Raw genomic sequence first — 365 nt, 5'->3', positions numbered from 1 at the left:
GGCAGGCAGGCAGGCAGGCAGGCAGGCAGGCAGGCAGGCAGGCAGGCAGGCAGGCAGGCAGGCAGGCAGGCAGGCAGGCAGGCAGGCAGGCAGGCAGGCAGGCAGGCAGGCAGGCAGGCAGGCAGGCCACAAGATCAGAGCCAAGAGACCAAAGCAACCCCCAGCACTCAACTCAGGCAACAGAATCCGCCCGCTGAAACTCCAATTAGCGACCACCAACCTAACCGCAGCGGAGTGGCCGACCCCGCTGGTACCGCCGGCCCCGCTACGGATGCTCGATCTAGTGGACTCGCTTCGTGTGGGGGGAGAGCACCGCTAAACTTGACCTGTGGTGGGGATGCCCTTCACCCCACGCTTTTTCCCCA

The 365-nt window shown here is 65.8% G+C and carries 1 protein-coding gene; it reads left to right on the top strand.

All coding sequences use genetic code 11. From position 1 onward, the window contains the following. On the top strand, positions 1-197 hold a 197-nt coding region (locus QSK30_RS36670), incomplete at its 5' end, for a hypothetical protein (protein WP_285510012.1). Between the last annotated feature and the right edge of the window lie 168 nt (positions 198-365).

Source organism: Actinokineospora sp. NBRC 105648, from assembly GCF_030269645.1.
In the GTDB taxonomy this organism is placed as follows: Bacteria; Actinomycetota; Actinomycetes; order Mycobacteriales; family Pseudonocardiaceae; genus Actinokineospora.
Note: the sequence above shows the minus strand (reverse complement) of the source record. Positions and strands in the feature narration are given on the sequence as shown.